The organism is Paenibacillus sp. FSL R7-0163 (genome assembly GCF_037969975.1).
GTDB classification, from domain to species: Bacteria; Bacillota; Bacilli; order Paenibacillales; family Paenibacillaceae; genus Paenibacillus_AQ; species Paenibacillus_AQ odorifer.
The window spans coordinates 4,793,405-4,816,348 of sequence record NZ_CP150224.1 but is presented as its reverse complement, the minus strand read 5'-3'; the positions used below and the strand labels follow the sequence as shown (position 1 = coordinate 4,816,348).

The 22,944-nt window shown below is 44.8% G+C and carries 25 protein-coding genes and 1 riboswitch; of the genes, 22 read left to right on the top strand and 3 right to left on the bottom strand.

Going from position 1 to position 22,944, the window contains the following annotated elements; genetic code table 11:
* Positions 1-786 precede the first annotated feature (786 nt).
* Positions 787-2,475, bottom strand: coding sequence for a methyl-accepting chemotaxis protein (locus NST45_RS21175; RefSeq protein WP_339823707.1), 1,689 nt, complete (start codon positions 2,473-2,475; stop codon positions 787-789).
* 367 nt (positions 2,476-2,842) lie between these two features.
* Positions 2,843-2,888, top strand: a riboswitch (PreQ1 riboswitch).
* Positions 2,889-2,898: 10 nt separating this feature from the next.
* Between NST45_RS21175 and NST45_RS21170 the strand changes: the two genes are divergently transcribed.
* From NST45_RS21170 to NST45_RS21125, 10 genes are all read left to right on the top strand, one after another.
* A complete protein-coding gene (locus tag NST45_RS21170) occupies positions 2,899-3,612 on the top strand; it encodes a queuosine precursor transporter (RefSeq protein WP_339823704.1) in 714 nt (237 codons plus the stop codon).
* A 278-nt stretch (positions 3,613-3,890) separates the two neighbouring features.
* On the top strand, positions 3,891-5,372 hold the full coding sequence (locus tag NST45_RS21165) for an AMP-binding protein (protein WP_339823702.1): 1,482 nt from the start codon (positions 3,891-3,893) through the stop codon (positions 5,370-5,372).
* Positions 5,369-6,520 carry a thiolase family protein gene (locus tag NST45_RS21160; RefSeq protein WP_339823699.1) on the top strand — a complete coding sequence of 384 codons (1,152 nt, stop codon included), beginning with the start codon at positions 5,369-5,371 and terminating at the stop codon, positions 6,518-6,520. Before NST45_RS21165 ends, NST45_RS21160 begins: the two co-directional genes overlap by 4 nt.
* Positions 6,517-6,918, top strand: a complete 402-nt coding sequence (locus tag NST45_RS21155) for a MaoC family dehydratase N-terminal domain-containing protein (protein ID WP_076137506.1) — start codon at positions 6,517-6,519, stop codon at positions 6,916-6,918. The genes NST45_RS21160 and NST45_RS21155 overlap by 4 nt, the downstream gene beginning before the upstream one ends.
* Entirely contained in the window at positions 6,893-7,234 is a 342-nt protein-coding gene (locus tag NST45_RS21150) for a MaoC family dehydratase (protein ID WP_339823695.1), read from the top strand. The genes NST45_RS21155 and NST45_RS21150 overlap by 26 nt, the downstream gene beginning before the upstream one ends.
* A 2-nt stretch (positions 7,235-7,236) precedes the next feature.
* Complete coding sequence (locus NST45_RS21145) at positions 7,237-8,058, top strand: SDR family NAD(P)-dependent oxidoreductase (RefSeq protein ID WP_081389278.1); 822 nt, start codon at positions 7,237-7,239, stop codon at positions 8,056-8,058.
* Positions 8,059-8,859: an energy-coupling factor transporter ATPase gene (locus NST45_RS21140; protein WP_076215948.1), complete on the top strand. Its 801-nt coding sequence runs from the start codon at positions 8,059-8,061 to the stop codon at positions 8,857-8,859.
* On the top strand, positions 8,844-9,701 hold the full coding sequence (locus tag NST45_RS21135; RefSeq protein ID WP_076316908.1) for an ATP-binding cassette domain-containing protein: 858 nt from the start codon (positions 8,844-8,846) through the stop codon (positions 9,699-9,701). The genes NST45_RS21140 and NST45_RS21135 overlap by 16 nt, the downstream gene beginning before the upstream one ends.
* Complete coding sequence (locus NST45_RS21130; protein ID WP_339823689.1) at positions 9,694-10,497, top strand: energy-coupling factor transporter transmembrane component T; 804 nt, start codon at positions 9,694-9,696, stop codon at positions 10,495-10,497. Before NST45_RS21135 ends, NST45_RS21130 begins: the two co-directional genes overlap by 8 nt.
* 6 nt (positions 10,498-10,503) lie before the next feature.
* Complete coding sequence (locus tag NST45_RS21125) at positions 10,504-11,469, top strand: nitronate monooxygenase family protein (RefSeq protein ID WP_339823687.1); 966 nt, start codon at positions 10,504-10,506, stop codon at positions 11,467-11,469.
* An 84-nt stretch (positions 11,470-11,553) separates the two neighbouring features.
* Here NST45_RS21125 and NST45_RS21120 read toward each other — a convergent pair whose 3' ends face one another.
* Positions 11,554-12,648, bottom strand: coding sequence for a Xaa-Pro peptidase family protein (locus NST45_RS21120; RefSeq protein WP_036681827.1), 1,095 nt, complete (start codon positions 12,646-12,648; stop codon positions 11,554-11,556).
* A 225-nt stretch (positions 12,649-12,873) separates the two neighbouring features.
* On the opposite strand from NST45_RS21120, the gene NST45_RS21115 reads away from it, so the two are divergent.
* Both NST45_RS21115 and NST45_RS21110 read left to right on the top strand, forming a co-directional pair.
* Entirely contained in the window at positions 12,874-13,716 is an 843-nt protein-coding gene (locus tag NST45_RS21115) for an SDR family oxidoreductase (RefSeq protein ID WP_036681828.1), read from the top strand.
* 25 nt (positions 13,717-13,741) lie between these two features.
* Entirely contained in the window at positions 13,742-14,245 is a 504-nt protein-coding gene (locus NST45_RS21110; protein ID WP_036681829.1) for a GNAT family N-acetyltransferase, read from the top strand.
* 17 nt (positions 14,246-14,262) lie between these two features.
* Here the strand turns inward: NST45_RS21110 and NST45_RS21105 are convergent, their stop codons facing one another.
* Positions 14,263-14,607 carry a helix-turn-helix domain-containing protein gene (locus tag NST45_RS21105; protein ID WP_036681832.1) on the bottom strand — a complete coding sequence of 115 codons (345 nt, stop codon included), beginning with the start codon at positions 14,605-14,607 and terminating at the stop codon, positions 14,263-14,265.
* Positions 14,608-14,698: 91 nt separating this feature from the next.
* On the opposite strand from NST45_RS21105, the gene NST45_RS21100 reads away from it, so the two are divergent.
* The 10 genes from NST45_RS21100 to NST45_RS21055 all read left to right on the top strand — a co-directional run bounded on the left by NST45_RS21100 (position 14,699) and on the right by NST45_RS21055 (position 22,843).
* Positions 14,699-14,959: a YqkE family protein gene (locus NST45_RS21100; RefSeq protein WP_076297144.1), complete on the top strand. Its 261-nt coding sequence runs from the start codon at positions 14,699-14,701 to the stop codon at positions 14,957-14,959.
* Between the two features lie 228 nt (positions 14,960-15,187).
* Positions 15,188-16,135, top strand: coding sequence for an ABC transporter permease (locus tag NST45_RS21095; protein WP_076104809.1), 948 nt, complete (start codon positions 15,188-15,190; stop codon positions 16,133-16,135).
* 2 nt (positions 16,136-16,137) lie between these two features.
* Positions 16,138-17,082, top strand: coding sequence for an iron chelate uptake ABC transporter family permease subunit (locus tag NST45_RS21090; protein ID WP_036681842.1), 945 nt, complete (start codon positions 16,138-16,140; stop codon positions 17,080-17,082).
* Complete coding sequence (locus NST45_RS21085) at positions 17,076-17,831, top strand: ABC transporter ATP-binding protein (RefSeq protein WP_038569188.1); 756 nt, start codon at positions 17,076-17,078, stop codon at positions 17,829-17,831. Before NST45_RS21090 ends, NST45_RS21085 begins: the two co-directional genes overlap by 7 nt.
* Before the next feature lie 122 nt (positions 17,832-17,953).
* The gene (locus NST45_RS21080) at positions 17,954-18,958 is read left to right on the top strand and encodes a siderophore ABC transporter substrate-binding protein (protein ID WP_280513452.1); all 1,005 of its coding nucleotides are present in this window, start codon (positions 17,954-17,956) and stop codon (positions 18,956-18,958) included.
* Positions 18,959-19,124: 166 nt separating this feature from the next.
* On the top strand, positions 19,125-19,628 hold the full coding sequence (locus NST45_RS21075; RefSeq protein ID WP_038569189.1) for a sigma-70 family RNA polymerase sigma factor: 504 nt from the start codon (positions 19,125-19,127) through the stop codon (positions 19,626-19,628).
* Entirely contained in the window at positions 19,621-20,814 is a 1,194-nt protein-coding gene (locus tag NST45_RS21070) for an anti-sigma factor (protein WP_038569190.1), read from the top strand. Before NST45_RS21075 ends, NST45_RS21070 begins: the two co-directional genes overlap by 8 nt.
* A gap of 202 nt (positions 20,815-21,016) precedes the next feature.
* Complete coding sequence (locus NST45_RS21065; protein ID WP_036681852.1) at positions 21,017-21,523, top strand: metallophosphoesterase; 507 nt, start codon at positions 21,017-21,019, stop codon at positions 21,521-21,523.
* Between the two features lie 102 nt (positions 21,524-21,625).
* Positions 21,626-22,087, top strand: a complete 462-nt coding sequence (locus NST45_RS21060; RefSeq protein ID WP_038569191.1) for a GNAT family N-acetyltransferase — start codon at positions 21,626-21,628, stop codon at positions 22,085-22,087.
* A 33-nt stretch (positions 22,088-22,120) separates the two neighbouring features.
* Positions 22,121-22,843, top strand: a complete 723-nt coding sequence (locus NST45_RS21055; RefSeq protein ID WP_038569192.1) for an HAD family hydrolase — start codon at positions 22,121-22,123, stop codon at positions 22,841-22,843.
* Positions 22,844-22,944: the final 101 nt, after the last annotated feature.

Here is a 22,944-nt window from a genome sequence, read left to right as displayed (position 1 = left end):
AAAAAAGGGTTATTTTGGAGCGTTTTCGGACACCAGAGGCGCTATTTGAACAAAATAGGCTGAGTCTGGGTTGATTATGAGGCCATAGCGTCTCTCGAGTCCGAAAAAGTAACCAAATGGCAGTTTTTCGAGTAATAGCGGCATCTGAGTCCGCAAGCCAGCGGCAAATGGCGTGATGAGTCTAAGCGAGAGCTTCGCGCAAGCTAGTGCATGTAGCTGATTCTATTGCAGTAGGTAGCATCCACGGAGGAACTTAGAGTAATTTGCAGTAGGTAGCATCCACGGAGGAACTTAGAGTAATTTGCAGTAGGTAGCACCACGGATGAACTTTAAGTAATTTGCTGTGAGTAACTTGGCTCCGGACTCAGGAGACCTTATTTGCGAAAAAAGGGTTATTTTGGAGCGTTTTTGGACACCAGAGGCGCTATTTGAACAAAATAGGCTGAGTCTGGGTTGATTATGAGGCCATAGCGTCTCTCGAGTCCGAAAAAGCCTCCAAATGGCAGTTTTTCGAGTAATAGCGGCATCTGAGTCCGCAAGCCAGCAGCAAATAGCGTGCTGAGGTCTAAGCGAGAGCTTCGCGCAAACTAGTACATGTAGCCGAGTCTAAGCGAGAGCTCCGCGCAAGCCTAGCGTATGCACCCTGAGTCTAAGCGAGAGCTCCGCGCAAGCCTAGCGCATGCAGCCGAGTCTAAACGAGACCTCAGCAAGCGCTAGCGAGCCATTGTAAACTAAAAACCCCCCTTCAACACTTTCGTGTGAACGGGGGTTTTTAGTTTACAAGCGTTAAATCTTAAATTGCTGCACAGCTTCTTGGAGTTTCTTGGCTTGCTCATACAGATGTTTAACGGTTTCTGCATGGCCTTCCAGTTCGACGCGCTGCCGCTCTGAGTTAGCAGCGAGTGTATCCGCACTTTCTTGCGATCTTGATGTAATTTGTGCAGTTTCTTCGACGGAAGCACTGACTTCTTCTGTACTTGCCGAGATTTGCTGTGTAGCCGCAGATACGGATTGGATGCTGTGATTGATGCTTTGGATAAGGATCAAGAGGTGATTAAAGGCATCACCTGCTTCTGCTACCTTGCCGACTCCAGAGGCAACCTCAGAATTCACGTGGTTCATCTCAGTAACGGAGCGGCTCATATCTTCCTGAAGGCCAAGTAGGAAGTCACGGATCTGTTCGTTTGCGTTACGGGATTGTTCAGACAGCTTGCGTACTTCTCCGGCAACAACAGCAAAGCCGCGTCCATGCTCTCCTGCGCGTGCAGCTTCGATTGAAGCATTCAGCGACAGCATTTGGATCTGTTTCGTAATTTCAGTAATGCTGTGAACGACTTCTCCGATCATTACTGAACGATCATTCATGATTTGTAATTGATCCAGCGACTGTAGGGAAGCACGTTCAACCTGGCGCATTTGCAGCACGGCACTTTGAGCAATTTCATTACCGCCACTTGCTTCAGCGGAAGCCTCACTGATTTGCTCCGTGACTTCATTCGCTGCTGAGGCAATACTTTGAATGCCTAAATTGATTTCTTCCATTGCTCTCGAGTTATCTGATGCACTGCTAGCGATAGTCGTACTACCTTTGCCGATTTCTACTACCGATGAGCTGGAGTGATCCGCCATATCGTTGAGAACCTCAACACGTTCTTTTAAAGAGTTGGAATCCGCAACGACAGTATTAGAGGTTACCAGTACATGTCCGATCATTTCTTTCAGGCGTTGGGTCATCGCTTGGAAGCTTACGGACAACTGTGCAACTTCGTCATTTCCTTTAACTGATAATTCTTCGGTGAAATCTCCCTCTGCGAGCCGGGCACTATAAGCTGCCAGTTTTGAGATTGGACGTGTTATACGCACACTCATAAACCATGCACCAGTTAGACCGATGATCAACGTCAGAAGTGTGATTCCGGCACTTGTCCATAGAATACTGTCTGTTTTTTCTTGAATGAAGCTTACGTCACTGCTTACACCGATAACCATCGTACTTCCGGGAATACCGATATAAGCTGTTTTATGTATACCATGTGCGTCGCTATATGTATCGCTTAGTCCAGTTTTTCCTTTAGAGGCTTGTTGCATTGCAGAGGATACGGTGACACTTTCTGCCCGTTGCAATTTTGCATCGTGATCTGCGGATAGAATCTCAGCTTCTTTCCCTTTCAGATTGACCAGAAAAATGGTTTCCACTCCATGTTGTTTCCTCTTTTCCTGAAAATAGAACTCGAGATTGGTGGCAGACTGATCGTTCTTATTTAGGGTTTGCTGGGCGTGCATTACGTTGAGATTCTTATATACGTCCTGAGCAGCGGCAGTAAGGATTTTGTTAATCTGTGGCATAACATAGCTGTTGAAGATATTGATGGAGATAAAGTAGAAGCTGGTGCTTAACAAAAGAGACGTGAGCAACAGAACAACAAATAATAAACGCGTGAATTTGCGACTGATCGAATGCTTGATACGAAACATATCGTTCTCTCCTTTTTTTATGGACGGTGAGGTCATTTCTTTTTTTGGTCTTCACTAGATACTCCATGCCAACTGCTGGAAATTGGCGACCCGAGATATATTCCATAGTTATGTCATATTTCTACTAAATGGATCGGGAATAAGGTGTTTGATACTATTCTATAGAATTAACCTCTGGATGAATAGTGAAAGTTTTGTCCTATAGAGCATTTTTTTCTGAAAAAAATGAATTATTGCTGACTATTTTAGATAATTGTCGAAAAAAAAGAACTGGAACTACCAATTTCATATAAAAATATTATTTTTATGGATTGTTTAGCGCTATTGTGATAGAGTATTAATGTTTTGTTCCAAAAATTTAATAATGTAAGCCGCGGTTCGTAACCATCCCGCGTAAACAAAACTAGGAGGAGTTTCAGTAATATGTTTAATTTGTTGTGGGGAGTTTTATTTGTTATTGTCAATTTTGCCTTTTTTCTACTCTGTTACCGCCTGTTCGGGAAAAGTGGAATGTATGCCTGGGTAGGTATTGCTACTGTAATTGCTAACATTCAGGTAGCTAAGACGATTGCTATGCCATTTGATATTGTGATGACACTCGGAAATACGATGTATGTCACTTTGTATATGACCAGCGATTTGCTTAATGAGAAGTACGGAAGAGCGGAAGCACGTAAAGCGGTCTGGTTTGGTTTCTTCACCTTGCTTATGACTACAGTCATTATGCAGATGGTACTAGTATTTAAGCCACAGGAGACCGATATCGCTCAGTCTTCTTTGGAGACGATTTTTGGGCTGATGCCTCGACTAGCTGTGGGTAGTCTTACTGCTTACTTCATTAGTCAGTTCCTAGATGTTCGGTTGTACTCTTGGATTCGTAAATATTACAGCACCTCAAGTCAGCTGTGGATTCGTTCCAACGGCAGTACGATGATTAGCTCCTTTGTGGATACACTTATCTTCTGCACCATTGCGTTTGCGGGCTTGTATGACTGGAATGTATGGCTTGAAATTTTGCTTACAACTTATCTAGCGAAGTTCTTACTAACCGCAGTAAGCACACCTATCTTATATATCGCCCGAACCTTTACTTTTGCTGAAGAGGGTACACCATCGACCGTTCAAAAGAAGGACTAAACAACAATACAGCCAGCGCGTACCGATCATAATCGATGCGTGCTGGCTATTTTTTTAGTTGTAAGATGGACTTAATAGTTACATGAAAATGTGTACATAAAAATAATATAAAGCTAAAATAAGCTATCATAGCAATTCTAGCGGGTTAGTCTAACAGGAGCGCCTGCGATGGCGCTTAACACATATACTTTAGTCTGGGCTGGACTTGCGGGGCAGTCCGATTGAAGAAAATGTATATAATTGGTAGTCACAGAAATTACGAACAGGTGTGATCAAGGATGAATCTAGTAGTTCCTATACTGCGTCATGCAGCACAGCAGCCCGACAGCATTGCCTTAACCCATGACCAAGCAAGTCATACCTATACAACATTAGTAGAAACGATGCGGAGAATCGCGAATGGCTTACAGCAAAAGGGTCTGAGGCATGACAAAATCGCGATTTTGTCTACGAATCGTATTGAATTTGTTGAGGTTTTCTTGGGGGCGATTTATGCGGGCTGTGTTCCCATTCCCTTAGATCCCAAATGGAGTGCTAATGAACTGCAGGTTATTATAGAGCAGTGCCAGCCGACAATGATTTTTGCCGAGCCGGAAGCCGCAAAGAATCTGGTTTTCAAGGATCAAGCGATCCCAACATTGACCTTCTCAAATGAACGAACAGGTTCCTATGATCAGTGGCTGGCTGCCCTGAAGCCGGAGGCTGAGTTGGATGAGACGAATGAATTATTATTTATTGGCTTTACTTCAGGCACAACCGGGTTGCCCAAAGGTTATATGCGTACCCATTTATCATGGTTAAAAAGCTTTGAGGTCTCGAATATTGCTTTTGAATTGGACGCTATGAAGGATGTTTTGGCACCAGGTCCATTTGTGCATTCCCTATCCTTATTCGCCGTAATGCAGAGTCTATATTGTGGAGCAACCTTTCATATCACACAAAAATTTAGTGCCACGAAGGTGTTAGAGCTGTGCCAGCAAATTCCGGGCGTGGTGCTGTTCGTCGTACCAACAATGATCGAATCCATGATGTTGCAGGCTGTACCTGGGCAGATACAGATGGATGCGATTATTAGCTCAGGTGCAAAGTGGTCGGAGTTGTCCAAGAAAAGGGGCATGGAAGTGTTTGGTGGAGCGCGCCTTTATGAATCCTACGGTTCTTCAGAAGCGAGTTATATTAGTTATTTGAATGTTCTGACCGAGCATAATCCGACCTCTATAGGAAAACCTTATCCCGGGGTGCAAATTTCCATTCGTGATGAACAGTTCCGGGAAGTCCCTACTGGGGAGATTGGGCAGCTATATGTGCGTAGTGATATGATATTTTTAGGCTACCATCAATTGCCGAATGAGACAGCAGCAGCTTTTAAAGAGGGATGGCTTATTTTAGAAGACTATGTTTATCAGGATGAAGCTGGTTATTTATATATGGCGGGACGTTTGAAGAATAAAATCATATCCGGAGGCCTGAACGTTTATCCAGAAGAAATAGAGAGGGTGCTGGAGTTTCTTCCGGAAATAGATGAAGTGATGGTGCTTGGCGTGCCTGACGATTACTGGGGAGAACAGCTGATAGCCCTCGTGAAGTGGAGCGGAGAACAGCACTTATCTGTCGACGAAATTAAGAATTATTGCCGCCAGTATTTAGCAAGCTACAAAGCGCCGAAGCAGCTGTTAACCCTGGATGAATTTATCTATACAAGCAGCGGCAAAATTGCCCGGCAAGCGATGAAAGACTATGTGAAAAGAGCGATGGTATGATAGAAGCAGTAATTGTCATGGCAAAACGTACACCGATTGGCAGAATGGGTGGCTTATTAAGTACACTTGAGCCGGAAGCATTACTGGCGCCGCTTATTCAGCATATTGTAGCCGAAACGAACTTGCCTAAAGAACTGATCGATGATGTCATTATTGGGAATGTTGTGGGCCCAGGAGGTAATATTGCCCGGGTAGCTGCGCTTGAAGCGGGGCTGCCTGTTTCGGTTCCGGGCGTCACCGTGGATCGTCAGTGCGGATCTGGGCTAGAGGCAATTAATATAGCAGCAAGACTGATTCAAAGCGGCGCTGGTGAGATTTATTTAGCGGGTGGTGTCGAAAGTACGAGCCGTGCTCCATGGAAAATGGCTAAACCACAGACCTTAATGGGGGTTCCGCAGCTATATACCCGTGCACATTTTACGCCTAGCTCTTACGGTGATCCGGATATGGGAATTGCTGCAGAGAATGTAGCTCGGAAATACGGGATTTCTCGAGAAGAGCAGGATCAATATGCCTTGAAAAGCCATCAAAAGGCGGTTCATGCTCAGCAAAGTGACCGGTTTCAGCAGGAGATAGTACCTCTTCAGGTAGAGGGGCAGTGGGTGAACACCGACGAATGTCCTCGGGCTAATACGAGTCTGGACAAGCTGCAAAAGCTGCCGCCAATTTTTGAAGAAAGGGGTACCGTCACTGCTGGAAATGCCTGTCCTATTAATGATGGCGCAGCGCTTCTATTAATGATGTCTCGGGAGAAATGCCAGCAGCTTAAGCTGAAGCCTATTTTACGGGTCGTGGATGCGCAAGCTGCGGGTGTAGATCCGAACTATTTAGGGATGGGGCCTGTACCAGCTGTGCAAAAGGTGTTAAAACGCCAAAAGCTTACCGTTGCCGATTTAGATATCGTAGAGTTTAACGAGGCTTTTGCTTCACAAGTATTGGCATCACTGAACGAGCTTCAAATTCCACAGGAAAAGGTCAATCTCGGCGGGGGGGCATTAGCAATAGGCCATCCATACGGAGCTTCCGGGGCTGTTTTAATGACTCGCTTATGTGCTGAAATGCAACATGCCCCTTACCAACGAGGGCTTGCTACTCTGGGAATCGGCGGAGGGATAGGTCTGGCAACACTCGTGGAGGTTATAGAATGAACAGTGTCCGACATCAGATCCATATGACTGCTGATTGGATTTCGGACTACGCACAGAGTATCGAAGCACCCATGCAGACGATAAATGGAAAGCTGATTGCTCCTGCGACGATGCCTATTATTTTCTGGCAAAACTTCGATATTCCTTGGTTAATCATCGGTGAACCCTTGCTTCACGGCACTCAGAAATTTTCATATCAGGCTCCGATTACGGCGGGGATGATTTTGGATTGTGAATTAGCGTTAACGGGCGAGGTGCAAAAAGAAGGCAGACAGGGTAAACTGACTTTTTACACACATACGCTGGTTTGTAGGTGTGAGGGTGAGCTTATAGTCACCGCAGAAACGGTGTTAATTCGGGTAGGTGATGATCATGATAAAAAAGTGCGTAACAGCTGAAGCTATCCGGCAATATGCAGCTGCTTCCCAAGATTCGGCGCCTATACATTTAGATGTAGATGCCGCTGCCAAGGCTGGCTTGAAGCGACCCATCGCACATGGGATGTATCTTATGGGATTAGCCCAATCCTTGTACATTGCTGAGCACCCTACACAGTGGATCACTCAATATGATATGAAATTTCATAAGCCTATAGAGGTCGATAGTGTCGTGATTTTTGATTTTGCAGCTGACGACTGCTTTGTGAAAGTGATCCTTACAACAGAAGCTGGCGATGTTATTGCTGCGGGAGCTTTTGCAGTGAAAGAGGTGTAGTGATGAATAGAGTAGCCTTAATTACTGGAGCAACAAGAGGGATCGGACGTAGTATCGCCATGCAGCTTGGTAAGTCAGGTTATATAGTGGTTGTAAATGGTACGAAACAAGTCTTAATCGATGAGGTTGTGCGCGAGATCCGCCAGGCAGGCGGAGAGGCACTAGGGTACGCTGCTAATGTAGCCGATCCAGTCGCAGTCACTGCTATGGTAGGTGAGGTCATTGCCCGATACGGTCGTATCGAGGTATTGATAGCTAACGCGGGAATTGTGCAGGATCAGAAATGTCAACGTATGACGGATGAACAGTGGAAGACTGTTCTGGATGTGCATTTAAATGGCACTTATTACTGCATTCAACGAGTATTACCACATATGCGTGAAACAGGTGGGGATATCCTGTTGATGACCTCTGCTGCTGGACTAGCAGGTTCCGTGGGTCAGGTGAATTATAGTGCAGCCAAGGCTGGAATACTCGGCATGATGTGGACGCTCGCAGCAGAGCTGAAACGTGACCAGATTAGGGTCAATGCGATTTCTCCAGCGGCGTTAACGGATATGACCAGACCTATAATTGACCATCTGAGGGAAAAACATGCCAGTCGGAATGAACCTTTGCCTGACTTTTGGAGAATAGGTGACCCGGAGGATATTGCTTCCTTCGTGACTGCATTATTGAGGGAGTCCGACGCGGATTTAACCGGTGAAATCTTTGCTGTGAATGGATCAAAAGTGACAAAATGGGAGAAGCCTGCACCTGCATTTTCCGAGAACAGCATTGAGGCATTTTTTGCTGCTTGGCACCTTCAAAAGGGGAGTGAATAAATGCTTACCTTCGATCAAGTTTGTTTTTATTATAAAAAGGGACAACCTCTCCTGGAGGATATTAGCTTTACGATAGAAGCAGGGGAGTTTGTGGCGATAGTTGGCGCGAATGGTTCTGGCAAATCCACTATTGCAAAGCTCATGGACGGACTGCTGCTGCCACGAAAAGGGGCTGTACAATTTAAGAGCTTGGATACGGCAAAACCAACGGATCTTGCGGAGATTCATCAGCAAATCGGTTTTGTTTTTCAGAATCCAGAGGATCAATTTATTACCACAACCGTTATGGATGAGGTGCTTTTTGGTTTGGAGAATATCCGTGTGCCGAGGGAGGAAATGCGCAGCCGATTGGATCATGCCTTACAGGCCGTTCATATGGAGGATTATCTGGAGGCTATGCCACATCAGCTATCTGGAGGTCAAAAGCAACGTGTCGCTATCGCAGCTATATTGGCGATGCGCCCGCAAGTCATTATTTTTGACGAGGCTACCTCAATGCTTGATCCTCAGGGAAGACAGCAGGTTCTTTCCATCATGCAAGAGCTGCATCGTCAAGGCCTGACCCTTATTCATATCACCCACCATATGGAGGAAGTGCTTGCAGCAGAACGCGTATTGCTCCTGCACCAAGGACGACTTGAGTTTGACGGCGATCCACTGACTTTTTTTGAAACCATGCCTGTTGCGGACTATCAATTACATCTGCCCTTCGCAGTGCGTGTACATACATTGCTCCATTCAGCAGCACCGCTAACAGCCGATTGGAAGGGGATAATTCGATCACAATGGTCTACCAATTAAAAAATCTAAGTGTGAACTATGCCGATCATGTGGCTTTGCACAATATAAACTGCACTATTCCTGAGGGCAAATGGATTTCTATTATCGGTCCAACAGGCGCAGGAAAGTCTACCTTTGTCAAAGTGCTGAAGGGCTTGATTCCCACCGTAAAAGGAGACTATTGGATTAATCAGCAGCCTGCCAGCAGAGATGCCAAAGGGCGCTTAAAGGTTGTCCCTGAGTTGGGTTTCGTTTTTCAATATCCTGAGCATCAGCTATTCGAAACAACGGTGTATAAGGAGCTTGCTTTTGCTCTGAATCAACAGGGCGCTTCACGTCAGCAAATTACAGAGGCGATTGAAACGATTTTGCCGCAAGTGGGTTTGTCAGAGGGATTTCTCCCCTTAAATCCATTCCAGCTAAGCGGTGGTGAAAAGCGCCGTGTAGCTATTGCCTCTGTACTGATGACAAATCCGAAGCTGCTGATTTTGGATGAACCGACAGCGGGTCTCGATCCTGCTAGCCAAGTGTCTTTGCTGAAGCTACTAAAGGAATGGCAGCAACAAGACAATCACACGATCCTCTTCGTTTCGCATCAGATGGATGATGTTGCCGAATACTCGGATGAGGTCATTGTTTTTTATGAAGGTCAGTTAAAAGGGCATCATGATATCAGAACATTGTTTCTGGAAAAGGAAGAATTACTGCTGGAACTTGGACTATCCTTGCCTGAACCCGTACAGCTCTTGAAGCTAATGGAGGAATTATCTGACCAGAAGATTGAAGTTGCCAGCTGTAAAGAGCAGGATATCCTCGAAGCGATTTTGCCGATTTGGCATTCGAGGGGGCAAGGGCATGGCTGATTCCGTATTAGTCGGTCAATATGTGGAGACACATTCGATTTTTCATCGTTTAGACCCACGTACAAAGCTTGTAAGTATCGTGATGCTCATGCTTAGCTTTATGATGCTTGGTACGGGGCTTAGTTATGTTATTGCAACCTTTTTTGTATTGGGAATGTTATTACTGTCTAAAGTTCCTGTGCAATTTTTTTGGCGAGGGCTGCGGCCGGTATTATTTATTTTATTGTTTACTTTAGTTTACAATGCCCTGTTCACCAAAGGGACGGTTCTCTGGTCATGGGTTTTTATCGAGGTGACTGAAGAGGGACTGCGAACAGGATTACGTTTTGTATGGCGTATTATATTGCTCATCTTGTTAGCCTCAGTTCTAACCTTAACTACTAAGCCGCTGGACTTAGCTTATGGTCTGGAAAAGCTGCTTGCCCCTCTATCCAAATTGGGGGTACCCGTAGAACAGTTCTCTTTAATGATAGTGATTGCGATCCGTTTTATCCCTACCCTCAAGGAGGAGCTTGATCGTATCTTTCTCGCACAAAAGGCTAGAGGTTATGATCTTACAGTATTGTCACTGCCTAAACGGATATACGCGTACATTCCGATCATTATTCCTCTGCTCTTCACAACGATTCAACGTGCCGAACAGCTGAGCTATGCAATTGATGCGCGTGCTTATGGTAATGGTAAAGGAAGGACTTCTTTTAAAAGACTGCAATTTCAGCAGATAGATTATCTGGCAGGGGGAGTTGCCCTTTTATTTGCCGTGATTCTGCTTTGCTTAAAGATAGGAAAGGTGTAGATGAAGATGAAATGGAACACCCGTATTACGGAGTTATTGCACATAGAATATCCTATTATTCAAGGAGGACTTGCTTATTTAGGTTATGCAGACCTCGCGGCTGCGGTTTCAAATAGCGGTGGACTGGGTCAGGTCACAGCAATGAGTCTTCCGGATGCTGAGGCCTTACGTGCAGAAATACGGCGGGTACGAACACTAACAGACAAGCCATTTGGTGTTAATTTTGCTATCGGCATGCATGGGATTGGTTATGAAGACCGGGTGCAGGTCGCCATCGACGAGCAGGTTCCCGTGGTGAGCCTCACTGGAGGGAATCCTGCCCCTATACTGGAAATGTTACTGCCCACCGATATTAAAACGCTCGTGCTCGTCTCCTCACGCAGACAAGCCCAAAAGGCCGAACAATTAGGCGCTTCTGCGGTTATTGTTGTTGGGCAAGAGGGCGGGGGTCACTTAGGGCGTGACGATGTTGGAACCATGGTGCTCGTTCCTCAAGTGGTCGATGCGGTTAATATCCCTGTGATTGCTTCAGGAGGGATCGGAGATGGCCGTGGATGGATGGCTGCTCATGCGCTTGGGGCTGAGGGAATCGAAATGGGCACTCGTTTCGTTGCTACAGTGGAATGTGTGCACGCGGCTGCTTCTTATAAAAAAGCTTTAGTAGAAAGCTCAGAGTCGGATACGGTTGTAATCAAACGTTCTATTGGAGCACCCGCACGAGTGTTGCGTAGTGACTACATTGATCAAATTCTTGAAATCGAGCGCGTGACACCGACCTATGAAGCATTAAAAGAATATATCAGTGGTACAGCCAACAAGCGCTGGATTTATGATGGTATCAAAGAAGAGGGCATCGGCTGGGCAGGTCAAGTAACAGGAATGATCCAAGATATACCTACAGTCGCGGAGCTGGTCGGCAGGATGGTTAAAGAGGCTGGGTCGATTCGCGGGATGTGGGGAACACAGGTTTAAATAAAAACAAACACAGAGCGGTGATTCTCTCATTATTGGAGGAATCGCTGCTCTGTGTTTTTGACCGTGGCTTGTAATTCTTTTCTACAAATGAAGAATAGTCAGTTCCTTAGGGAAGCTTGTTAAGGTCTCTGCGCCTTCAGCTGTAATAATCAGATCATCTTCGATACGCACACCCGCTAGTCCAGGCACATAAATTCCTGGCTCAACGGTGAACACATTGCCGATCTCGATAATGTCATCGTTCTGTCCGTGAAGTGATGGATATTCATGAACATCCATGCCCAGTCCGTGTCCGACACGGTGCAAGAAATATTCCCCGAATCCAGCTTCCTCAATTACATCACGTGCAGCTTTGTCGACTGAGCCGAAAGGTGCTCCAGGATTGGAGGCAGCGATCCCAGCTTCGTTGGCAGCCAGCACAGTGTTATAAATAGTGATTAGCTTGTCGTCCACGGATTCAATTGCAAAGGTACGTGTAATATCAGAAGCATAACCATCGGCATACACCCCGATATCAAACATCAGGAAATCGCCTGGCTGAATGACCCGGTTGCCAGGAACACCGTGAGGTAGGGCAGTTTTCGGACCAGAAAGCACCATAGTGTCGAAGGAAGGACCGGAAGCGCCAACCTTTTTCATTAGATATTCTAGCTCCGCTACTAGATCGTTTTCTGTAACGCCTGTTTTTACGTGGGTAAGAACGCGGCGCAAGGCTTCCTCAACTAGCTCAGCGGCATGTTTCATGCGCTTAACTTCATCCGGGGTCTTTTTGGAGCGCATGCTGCGCAGCAATGGACCAATATCACTAAACCGTTCAGCTGGAACAGCAGCGGTTAGGTGTTCAAAACGGGCTACTGAGAAATGTTCCTTCTCTATGCCAAGAGTTCCAAGCTTGCTGCTGCCGAAACAATCTTTTAGCAGGTTATAGGGATTATCAGTGTCACTGTGAGTTAGGATTTTGGTGACCGAAGAAGCCGCTTGAGCCGCTTCTGCATCCAATGCAGGCAGAATGAGCATAGGCTCTTCTCCGCGTATCAGCAGCAGACCCAGAAAACGTTCATGCGGATCGCTGGCGAAGCCGGTTAAGTAGTAGACATGCTTGGGATCTGTTACGAGCAGGGCATCCAGACCTTCGCCCGCCATTTGCTGCTCTAGGCTTGTCAGAGCATTATTCATAGTTGGTGTTCCCCTTTCAACTTCACGATTAGAACTGCAATATTCCTATTATAGATCAAAAATAGACCAGACGCACCTGACGAACTATAACTATCGTTGGCTAATCATGACATGAAGCTTTTCTTAACCCTACTAGTTGGTGTAACATATCTTTAAATATACTTCTCCTAAGGTTAGGCTAAAGCTTATTCGGGTACGGTTGTTGAGAGAGGAGTGATTCTTGGAATGAGAGGAACAATCGCACTTGTTACCGGAGCGAATTCCGGTATGGGGCTGGCTACAACAGTTGAACTGGCTCGCAAGGGAGCCAAAGTCATTATGGTTTGCCGTAATCGCCAGCGGGGAGAAGAAGCACTTGCTGCCGCCAAACAAAAGAGCCACTCCGAGGATATCGAGCTCATGTTGTGTGATCTGGCTTCACTTGAGAGCATTCGCAGCTTTGCTGAGGAATTTACTATGAAATATCCGATGCTAGACATACTTATCAATAACGCCGGGGTAGTCACGATTAAGCGTCAGCTTACGAAGGACGGCTTTGAGATGGATCTTGGCGTAAATCATTTGGGGCATTTTCTACTTACAAATCTGTTACTTAAGTCGTTGCAGGCAGCAGAGCAAGGCCGTATCATTGTGGTTGCCTCCGGTGCTTACAAAATAGGTGCGCTCCATTATGAAGATCCAACCCTGGCTCGCCGTTTTAATCCTGCAAAAGCCTATGCCCGATCCAAGCTAGCCAATATTCTGTTCACGCGGGAGCTGGCTTCGCGTCTTCACGGAACAAGGGTGACGGTGAATTGCTTGCATCCAGGTGCAGTGGGGACGAATATAGGTGTAAACCGGCAGACAGGCTTCGGCAAGTCGGTACTTAAGTTACTCTCATACTTTTTCTTAACACCTGAACAAGGCGCCGATACAGCGATTTATTTGGCTACAGATCCTGATCTTGAAGAGGTAACCGGTCAATATTATTATCGAAGAAAGATTAAACAACTGTCTCCCAGAGCGCAGAATACAATAGAGGCCGAACGGCTGTGGCAATGGAGCCAGGAGCAGGTCGGCCTGAGTTAATTAACACATTTGGAGGAATTAAGGGATGAATTGGGAGAACAGCAGAATTGAAGATGCGACATCTGCAGACTTAGCAGCTATTGTAGATATTTATAACTCAACGATTGCTGGGAGGATGGTAACTGCAGATCTGGAACCCATTACTGTTGCAGACCGGGAGAAATGGTTTCTTGAGCATAACAGCCATCACCGTCCCTTATGGGTACTGAAGCAAGGAGATGAAATTGCAGCATGGTTCAGTTTTCAATCCTTCTATGGTCGTCCAGCGTATAATGCAACAGCAGAAATCAGCGTATACGTGAATGAAAAGTTCCGTGGTGGTGGTGCTGGCAGAATTCTTCTGACAGAGGCCATTGAGAAAGCCCCTAGTCTCGGAATTAAGAATCTAGTCGGCTTTGTGTTTGGACATAATGATCCAAGCCTTGGTTTGCTGAAAAAATTTGGTTTTAAAGAGTGGGGAATGCTGCCTGGTGTGGCTGAACTTGACGGTATAGAGCGCGATTTAGTCATTGTAGGCCTTAAAGTCTAAAATACCAGATAAAACGCTTACATTTTGAGAGTTGGATTTAGATTATCGGTGTCGCAATCGACCCATTCTTTGGACCAACTCTGTAAGTCTCGGATGACTGATTCCAGGGCAAGACCTTTATCCGTCAAAGAATATTGGATTCGCACGGGGGTCTCTGGGAACACTTCTCGAAGAACGATCCCTTCCTGTTCCAGCTCTTTGAGCCGTTCGGAGAGCAGTCTTCCACTGATGGGCAATGCCGCTTCAATTACATTGAAACGTTGGGGTCCTTGAAGGAGCTGGTAGATAATTAAACCAGTCCAACGCCTGCCGATAATATCCATACTTTTTTGTAGCCGGGGACATAAATCATTGGACTTCATAGGGCTCACCTCTTAGTAAACATTATAAACGAAAAGACCAATAACTTAAACAAATTCCAATTTAATTCAGTACTAGAAAGGATGATGGACAGTGGCTAAAAAAAAGAAAATGCCTACCACACCAAGAGCCGCTACGAATGATGGCCCTGCTACGTTAAAAGACCTGCTAAGCAGTGATGTTCTAGGAAAGCTGAAGGCGCAATCTGATGCGTTGAAAGCGGAGGAAAATGACCGTAAAGAAGCTGCCCGTAAGGCAGTGGAAGATCAGCGCAAGGCTGAGCAGAAGCGGTTGGATAATGATTTTGCACATTTGCTGGAGAACAGTAATCAGGATTGGAAGAAATTTAAATAAATCCTATGGCTTCGCGCTAAAAATATGGCAGAGATTAAAGAGGCACCCGTTAGGGTGTCTTTTTTTATGTAACTTAAGCAGATAAGCCTAAGTCTTAATTATTTTAAATTTAAGTATATGAAAGGGTTGACCCTCAAAGTGGGCTTAGGTATAATTTAAAACATTGCGAATGAAAATCATTATCATAAAATCGTATTTGTAAACTATTAAACAGATAAGGAACAACTCATGAAACTAAAATATTTGTCCCTACTTCTAATAGTATTTTCATTTATTTCTTTGTTTATAGGCGTTAAAAATATATCCCCATTAGATCTCTTTCATCTTACAGAATCTCAAGCACAGACCTTGCTGGTAAGCCGGATTCCCCGGTTAGCCGCATTGATTATCGCTGGAGTCAGCATGAGTATTGCCGGATTAATTATGCAACAGCTGTCACGCAATAAATTCGTCTCACCGACTACGGCAGGGACGATGGATTCCGCGAAATTTGGTATTCTCGTATCCCTCATGTTATTCACAGGCGCAACGCCAATGCAGAAATTGCTTGTTGCTTTTGTTTTTGCACTATTGGGCACCTTTATTTTTATGAGAATCCTGGATCGGATCAAGTTCAAGGATAGTATTTTTATCCCGCTGGTCGGACTCATGTTCGGAAACATTGTAGGTTCGATTACAACATTTTTTGCGTATAAAAATGATTTGATTCAGAATATCTCATCTTGGATGCTTGGGGATTTCTCGACGATTATCAAAGGCCAATACGAATTAATTTATATCAGCATTCCACTTGTCATTCTGGCGTATCTCTTCGCTAATAAATTTACGGTAGCCGGTATGGGCGAGGATTTTTCCGTCAATCTTGGCATGAACTACAAAGCGGTGGTCAACGTGGGATTGGTAATTGTAGCGTTAATCTCTTCTGTTGTCATTTTAACCGTAGGTACGATTCCATTTCTGGGTCTAGTAGTACCTAACATTGTAACGTTGTACATAGGGGATAACCTCAAAAAAAGTCTGGCGCATACAGCCATTCTCGGAGCGGTGTTCCTCCTGTTCTGCGATATTCTGGGCAGGCTCATTATCTATCCATATGAAATATCAATCAGTCTCACGGTAGGCGTCATCGGTAGTGGTCTATTTATCTACTTGCTGATGAGAAGAAAGGCGAACTAGAGATGAAGACAAAACTAACTATATTATCAATAAGTGCTGTCGCCCTCATCGTCTTGTTTATGACGTATCATGCTTTGGGAAATTGGGACTACGTTCTGCCCAGCCGGGGAAGAAAGCTGGCGGCCATTCTGATTACCGGAGCTGTGATAGCTGTCTCTACCGTAGTTTTTCAGAGCATCACGAACAATCGTATTTTGACACCAAGTATTCTCGGGCTCGATTCCCTGTACATGTTAATCCAGACGTTCGGTGTTTATGCCTTAGGTTCATCGAATATGACCTTTATGAATAAAAACATCAACTTCTTGTTCTCTGCGTGCCTCATGGTCCTGTTTTCAGGCGTATTGTATAAGCTAATGTTCCGTAGGGAAGGACAAAATATTTATTTCCTGCTGCTGGTAGGGCTGATCATGGGGACGATGTTCCAGAGCGCGTCTTCTTTTATGGAAGTGCTTATTGATCCGAACGAATTCCTGATTCTACAGGGGAAAATGTTCGCCAGCTTCAACAATGTCAGCAGTGACCTATTGATTCTTTCTACCATTGTTCTGACGCTAACTACGTTGTATTTCTTGCGATTTGTTAAGTATTTGGATGTTATTTCGCTTGGGAAAGATGAAGCCATTAATCTGGGGATCAATTATGACTATGTGGTCAAAAGGCTGCTAGTTATTGTATCTATCTACGTTTCGATCTCGACGGCTCTAGTGGGGCCAATCACTTTCTTAGGTTTGTTGGTAGCTAATGTGGGACACCAGCTGTTCCGTACCTATAAGCATGCCTATCTGATTCCTGGAACGATTCTGCTGAGTATTGTTGCGCTTGTCGGTGGGCAGTTCCTGGTCGAACGTGTTTTTGGATTTAATACTACGGTTAGTGTGATTATCAATTTTGCAGGCGGCGTCTACTTCGTCTATCTGCTGTTAAAGGAGAATAAGTCGTGGTAGAAGTTAAAAATTTAACCAAATGTTATGGCGGAGTAACCGTCGTTGATGATGTGTCCTTGTCCATTAAAAAGGGCGCAATCACCTCGTTTATCGGACCAAATGGTGCGGGTAAAAGTACACTGCTCTCCATGATCAGCAGACTTATCTCCAAAGACGCGGGAGAGGTGCTGATCGAAGGTAAGGAAATCGGTACCTGCAAAAGTAATGAGCTTGCTCGTAAAATATCGGTGTTAAAGCAGTCCAATCATATTAGCGTACGCCTCACTGTGAAGGAGCTCGTTTCTTTTGGGAGATTCCCGTATTCACAGGGGAAGCTGAGTCCGGAGGATCGGGCGTTCGTTGACGAAGCGATTGCTTACATGGATCTCCAAGAAATGCAGGATAAATATATTGATCAGCTCAGTGGAGGGCAACGCCAGCGGGCATATATTGCCATGGTCATGGCTCAGGATACAGAGTACATTCTGCTCGACGAACCGCTCAACAACCTTGATATGAAGCATTCCGTCCAAATTATGAAGGTGCTTCGCCGCTTGGTGGACGAGAAGGGGAAGACGATTGTGCTCGTTATCCACGATATTAACTTTGCTTCTTGTTACTCTGACTACATTGTTGCGCTTAAAAATGGAAGAGTAGCTTCCTCGGGTACAGCGGATGAAATTATAGATTCTGCAGTTCTTAAAGAGGTATATGACATGGACATTCCTATTGAAACTATAGGAGGCCGAAAAATCGGTGTCTATTTCTAAAAAGGTAACTATTACTATGCGGATATTATTATGACGTAACGTAAGAAGTGAAAGGCGCCAGCTTCTTAACGCATACGCGAATAATTCAAATAGCTTCACTATAAAAATTAGGGGTGAATACATTGAAGAAGAACTTATCTTTACTGATGATGACAGTATTTCTTGCGGTAATCTTGGCGGCTTGCGGCTCCAATAATGCAGCAACTTCAAATAACAATACAGCAGCGGCAGGCAATTCGGAGGCTACTACTGCACCAACAACGGAAGCAACTACAGCACCGACAGAGCTTACTTTCAAGCATGCGCTTGGCGAAACAACTATCAAAAGCAATCCGCAAAAAGTGGTTGTTTTTGACTTCGGTACACTGGATACGCTGGATAAACTGGGCGTAGAGGTGACTGGAGTGCCTCAAAGTAATGTACCGGCTTATCTCTCTAAATATAACGATGCTAAATATGAGAATGTTGGTGGTTTGAAAGAGCCTGACTTCGAAAAAATAAACAGTCTTTCTCCGGACCTGATCATCATTTCCGGCAGACAACAGGATTCTTATGAAGAATTCAGCAAAATTGCACCTACTCTGTATGTGGCTGTAGATAATGCAAACTATATGGAATCTTTTACGAATAACGTGAAAATGCTGGGTCAAATTTTTGGAAAAGAAGCAGAAGTAGAAACTGAGCTTGCGACTATCAATGATTCCATCAAAGCTTTGAATACGAAGGCAACAGCTGATGGCAAAAAAGCACTTGTTATTCTCGCGAATGAAGGAAAAATCAGTGCTTACGGTGCAGGTTCCCGTTTTGGGATTATCCATGACATGTTCGGATTTGCACAGGCAGATGATAAAATTGAAGTATCCACTCACGGACAAAGCGTATCTTACGAATATGTAGCGGATAAGAACCCGGATTATCTGTTTGTAGTAGACAGAGATGCGGTTGTGAAGAGTGATGGCGGTGAATCCGGTTCAGCTAAAAAAGCAGTTGAAAACGATCTAGTGAAGAATACAAATGCCTTTAAAAACGGTAAGATCATCTACTTGGATCCTAACTACTGGTATTTGTCCGGTGGCGGTTTAATATCCGTTAGCGAAATGCTCAAAGAAGTTGAAGTTGTTCTGTAAGCAGAGTAACTTGGTGAATTAAAAAGCCTGTTGGCGGGAGTAATACTCCTTGCCAGCAGGCTTTTTTCGCTTTTTTCCATAGATTTACTGGTATATTCATACTAGTTGCTAAATTTATCTGTAACTTTTCAGGCTGGGATACGTGGTTAGGTTAAGGGGGGAGTGCATGAAGCGAAATTCATTGGATGAAATATATCAGATGTATGTGATGGATATTTACCGCTATTTGCGCTCCCTTTGTGGTGATCATTATGCGGCTGAAGATTTGATGCAAGAAACCTTTTATCGCGCTTATCTACATTTGGAGAATTGTAAAGAAGAGAAGATTAAACCATGGCTGTTCCGTGTCGCTTATAACGCCTTCGTAGATTACAAGCGAAAGGAAGGTCGCAGTACAGTTCAGAGTGAGGATTATTTCAAAAAGCTTGCTCATCCAGATACCACAGAAAGCACACTGCTTCATCAGGAACGTTGGGAAGAGATGAGGATAGCGGTAAGTGAGCTACCGGACAATCAGAGAAATGCACTGCTGCTGCATGATTTTCATGGGCTGAGTTATCGGGAAGCATCGGACATTATGGATGTGGGCTTGTCCCAATATAAGATATTGATCTTTCGGGCCAGACAGAAGCTGCGTGAGGCAGAGCGGAGGAGAAATGAACATGAGTGAAGAGTTTAAGGAGAAGTTAAGAAGGTATGGCGAAGGCACTCTTGCTGATGAGGATAGGGATGAGGTTGAGCGTGAGTTAGAGAAGATGGAAGCTTACCAGGCTTATCTGGATGAACTCATGGGCGAAGAAAAGCCGGCTCCAGATGAGGAGAAGAGCATAAAATTCGGAAAGGGTAAAAGAAACAGACCCGGCAAAGAAAAAAAGATCATCCGCCGTGGCAAGTGGAAAGCACGTATATCGAATACTTTAACGGTGATTTCTGCGTTTTTGATTTTTTTGATTGTCAGCAGTATCATCACAGCGGTATTTTATAGCACTGGAGAAAGAGGAGAGACTTACCGTGATGTCGTTTCTTCCGCAATTGCTGTTTCACAGCCGAATACGATCGTCCATTTGAGTAGCGATTCCGGACCGTTTTTTAGTATGAATCTGCAGGGTGAAATAATAAAACAAATTGGTGATGCGCGGATTAATGTTGGAGATTATTCGATGAAGTTTCTATTAGGCTGGCCTAGAATCTATAGTTATTCATGGACATATGAACGCAGTGGGACAGGTAATTACTTTATCTATCCCATTGAGAACCAGTCTGCAGAAAATAGGATGGATGACAGCAGTGAGTGGGAAAAACTAGAGAAGCTCCCTGAAGGTACGGTAGGAGAAGCCTATTTGTCTTTTGAACAATTTTTTACGACAGATGAGCTATTGAAGAAGTTTCAGCATAAAAATCTTGAACTTTTATGGTTCGCAGCAGATACAGGTCCAAGGACACAAGAGCCAGTAATAAATGATCCCTTAGGATTTCCAAGTATGCCTATCTGGCATGCTGATGATATGAAGGTGACACAAGAATCAAAGAAAAAGTGGGGTTGGTTTGGAGGGGTGACTAGCCGCACGAGTGTTTCTCCATCTGTTGACTCATATGGGGATGGTGAACTGCGTAATGCGAACTTCCTTAAGACACTGCACTTAATGCAGGAGCATAAATCGATCGCCAACAAGGTAATTCCGTTTATTGATCTGGATGACTCCATTAGCTATCTGGAGAAGAACGGAGTTAGGCTGTATGGAGCTGTCGTAACCGGTCCGGTTAAAGAGTTGCTCAAGTTAAAGGAAGAAAAATGGGTCAGTAATATTCATGTTGAAGAAGTAAGATTATGGAATTGGCAGGATAGAGAGAACTGAGTTGGGATGCTAAATACTGTAGAAGGTAGTAAGCGTAAATGATTTCTTCGTAATTACTTAATGGCAGTCGGATATGCCCTGTGTTAGTGGGGTGTACCCGGCTTTTCTGTGTGGGAGAAGTCACAGAACTTGCTTCTCGTTTAAGCAAATCGTACAATTATTTGATTATGAGATGAGTATGATAGATTAGGAGCTGAGTTATATGAAAGTAGGCGTGGTATCAGATACACATATGACAAGAATGGCTAAGTCTCTGCCCAAAGCGCTTGTTGCTGAATTCCGGAATGTAGACTTGATTCTGCATCTTGGAGATTGGGTGAGTATGGGAATCTACGATTTGTTGGCTGAATTAGCTCCAGTGGAAGGGATTGCTGGAAATAACGATGGAATAGAGATCATTGAGCGTTTCGGGGAGCGTAAGCTGCTAACGCTTGAGGGAGTCCGGATCGGAATGGTCCATGGGCATACGCCACACTCCCGCAAAGGAACGGACGGGAATGCGCTGCTTGCTTTTGCGAACGATAAGGTGGATTGTATTCTTTTTGGTCATTCGCATCAGCCTTTATTGCGGGAAGAGAATGGGATTCTGCTCTTTAATCCAGGATCGCCAACAGATAAACGACGTGAGAAACTGTATTCCTTCGGAATCTTGGATATCGAAGAGGGTAAAGTCAGTGCCCGGCATGTGTTCTACGATTCCAAAGAATAAGAATAATTGTCCAAATGATCTGGCGTTCGCTCCATGGTGCACGGTACGGCTGAAATATACAATAACGTTAAAACGGCCCAAGCCGGAAAGTGAGCGCTGAGGATGAACAACTATCGTATTGAACGTGCGATCTATGATGATTTGGAACGGCTTATCCCATTGTTTGATGAGTATCGGGTATTTTATGGGGCAGTCTCTGATCTGGATGGTGCACGTGCTTTTTTATCAGATCGATTGAAGCTGAACGAACCGGTAATCTTTATTGCGGTGGGGGGAGAAGGCGAGGAGAAAAGAGCGTGGGGCTTCACTCAGCTCTATCCCTCTTTTTCATCGGTTTCTATGGAGCGTCTCTGGATATTGAATGATCTATATGTAACTGCGGAACTGCGAGGCCATGGGCTCGGCTCCAAGCTGCTGGAAAGTGCCAGAGCTCATGCGCTCGCTACGAATACGAAGGGCTTGTCCCTGACAACAATGACGGCGAATGTGGGGGCACAGCGCTTATATGAAGCGCATGGCTACATTCGGGATGATGATTTTTATACCTATAACCTTTTTTTCTAAAGCTAGAGAGAAAGACGAGTAAGGGGCGTTAAAGTGGATACAAGTAATAAGCTGGCAATCTTTTTTGACCTTGATGATACTTTATATGATCATTTGGTTCCATTTAAAGAAGCGGTGCGTCAAGTACTTAAACCGGATGAGAGCAGTCTGGACTTTGCGGAATTATTTTATAAAGTAAGACATCATAGTGATGTATTATGGCCTATGTATTTACGTGGAGAAATTCCGCTGGAGGAAACTAGGGTACGCCGATTGGAGCTTGCTTTTGCAGAGTATGGTCTACAGCTTGATCGTGACCAAGCCACGGCGGTACAAGCGGCATACATTGGCCGTCAGTACACCATTCAAATGATAGATGGAGTCCGGGAGCAATTGGAAAGGTTCATTGCTGCTGGTCATAAAGTAGGCATCATTACGAATGGACCCAAAGATCATCAAATGAAAAAGATTCGCGGATTAGGTCTGGATCAGATGATCCCCGAGGAGATGATTTTTATTTCTGACGCTGTAGGTCTGGCCAAACCAGATCCGCAACTCTTTTTGCATGTAAATCAGCAGTCTGGCACTTCACCAGACCATTCACTTTATATAGGCGATACCTGGGCTAATGATGTAGTAGGAGCGCTTGCGGCTGGCTGGAAGGTCTGCTGGTATAATCCGAGAGGCAGACAGCCGGCTACGGATCATAAGCCTAGTTATATTTTCACGAATTATAAGGAATTTAGCGAGTTGCCTTTGGTGCTGCAAAAATCTTGATCGGGAATTAATTAGGGAAAAACTCCCTGAATTGAACCGGTTAGAGCGTGAAATTGAGGTTATTGGGGAATTCCTCCCTAATAAAACCTAAATAAACATGG

Bases quoted from the DNA above. Each gene is read 5' to 3' on its own strand.
- NST45_RS21095 (WP_076104809.1), top strand. From the start codon at position 15,188: ATGAAACTAAAATATTTGTCCCTACTTCTAATAGTATTTTCATTTATT.
- NST45_RS21130 (WP_339823689.1), top strand. From the start codon at position 9,694: ATGGCTGATTCCGTATTAGTCGGTCAATATGTGGAGACACATTCGATT.
- NST45_RS21115 (WP_036681828.1), top strand. From the start codon at position 12,874: ATGAGAGGAACAATCGCACTTGTTACCGGAGCGAATTCCGGTATGGGG.
- NST45_RS21155 (WP_076137506.1), top strand. From the start codon at position 6,517: ATGAACAGTGTCCGACATCAGATCCATATGACTGCTGATTGGATTTCG.
- NST45_RS21110 (WP_036681829.1), top strand. From the start codon at position 13,742: ATGAATTGGGAGAACAGCAGAATTGAAGATGCGACATCTGCAGACTTA.
- NST45_RS21135 (WP_076316908.1), top strand. From the start codon at position 8,844: ATGGTCTACCAATTAAAAAATCTAAGTGTGAACTATGCCGATCATGTG.
- NST45_RS21175 (WP_339823707.1), bottom strand. From the start codon at position 2,475: ATGTTTCGTATCAAGCATTCGATCAGTCGCAAATTCACGCGTTTATTA.
- NST45_RS21075 (WP_038569189.1), top strand. From the start codon at position 19,125: ATGAAGCGAAATTCATTGGATGAAATATATCAGATGTATGTGATGGAT.
- NST45_RS21150 (WP_339823695.1), top strand. From the start codon at position 6,893: ATGATAAAAAAGTGCGTAACAGCTGAAGCTATCCGGCAATATGCAGCT.
- NST45_RS21090 (WP_036681842.1), top strand. From the start codon at position 16,138: ATGAAGACAAAACTAACTATATTATCAATAAGTGCTGTCGCCCTCATC.
- NST45_RS21065 (WP_036681852.1), top strand. From the start codon at position 21,017: ATGAAAGTAGGCGTGGTATCAGATACACATATGACAAGAATGGCTAAG.
- NST45_RS21105 (WP_036681832.1), bottom strand. From the start codon at position 14,607: ATGAAGTCCAATGATTTATGTCCCCGGCTACAAAAAAGTATGGATATT.
- NST45_RS21165 (WP_339823702.1), top strand. From the start codon at position 3,891: ATGAATCTAGTAGTTCCTATACTGCGTCATGCAGCACAGCAGCCCGAC.
- NST45_RS21070 (WP_038569190.1), top strand. From the start codon at position 19,621: ATGAGTGAAGAGTTTAAGGAGAAGTTAAGAAGGTATGGCGAAGGCACT.
- NST45_RS21170 (WP_339823704.1), top strand. From the start codon at position 2,899: ATGTTTAATTTGTTGTGGGGAGTTTTATTTGTTATTGTCAATTTTGCC.
- NST45_RS21120 (WP_036681827.1), bottom strand. From the start codon at position 12,648: ATGAATAATGCTCTGACAAGCCTAGAGCAGCAAATGGCGGGCGAAGGT.
- NST45_RS21160 (WP_339823699.1), top strand. From the start codon at position 5,369: ATGATAGAAGCAGTAATTGTCATGGCAAAACGTACACCGATTGGCAGA.
- NST45_RS21060 (WP_038569191.1), top strand. From the start codon at position 21,626: ATGAACAACTATCGTATTGAACGTGCGATCTATGATGATTTGGAACGG.
- NST45_RS21145 (WP_081389278.1), top strand. From the start codon at position 7,237: ATGAATAGAGTAGCCTTAATTACTGGAGCAACAAGAGGGATCGGACGT.
- NST45_RS21140 (WP_076215948.1), top strand. From the start codon at position 8,059: ATGCTTACCTTCGATCAAGTTTGTTTTTATTATAAAAAGGGACAACCT.
- NST45_RS21125 (WP_339823687.1), top strand. From the start codon at position 10,504: ATGAAATGGAACACCCGTATTACGGAGTTATTGCACATAGAATATCCT.